The following is a 566-nucleotide window of genomic DNA, read 5'->3' as shown; positions in this document are numbered from 1 at the left end:
ACTGCACACCCAGGGAGCGCTCCAGCGCGGCCTCGAGCGAAGCATGCCCGCGGCCGACGTCATGGCTCATCAAGGCCTCGGTGAGTACCAGATAGCTGTTGGCGTCGAATCGACCCGCCAGTTTGTCGGCCTGGTGATCCAGGTAGCTTTCCACCTGGTACCGGCCACGTTCCCGTCCGTGGCTGGATATCGGCCGTTCCTCACCTTGTGCTGCACGGCCGAAACGGACATCCAGCTCGGACGCCGTGCGGTAGGTGATGTGGGCCAGACGCCGGGCAATGCCCAACCCTGCCGAGGGCACCCGATCATTGGAGTAGTAGTCGCCGCCGGCGAAGTCCGGATCCAAGCGGATCGCCGCGGTTTGGACCTGGGCGAAGGCAATCTGTTCGGCCGAGGCTTCGGCAGTGGCCGCTACGACCACGCAATGTCGGACCCGTTCGGGGAACTCGATGGCCCACTCCAGCGCACGAGCCCCACCCAGGGAGCCGCCAAACACCGCATGCCAGGTCTTGATGCCTAGCTCGTCGGCGAGTCGGGCCTCCACGCGCACCGAATCTTTGATGGTG

The 566-nt window shown here is 65.4% G+C and carries 1 protein-coding gene; it reads right to left on the bottom strand.

The features are described 5' to 3' along the window. Nucleotides 1-566, bottom strand: a 566-nt coding sequence (locus B879_RS24320; protein WP_040401685.1) for an alpha/beta fold hydrolase, incomplete at both ends; no start/stop codon positions are given.

The sequence above is a fragment of the Cecembia lonarensis LW9 genome, assembly GCF_000298295.1.
GTDB lineage: Bacteria > Bacteroidota > Bacteroidia > Cytophagales > Cyclobacteriaceae > Cecembia > Cecembia lonarensis.
Note: the sequence above shows the minus strand (reverse complement) of the source record. Positions and strands in the feature narration are given on the sequence as shown.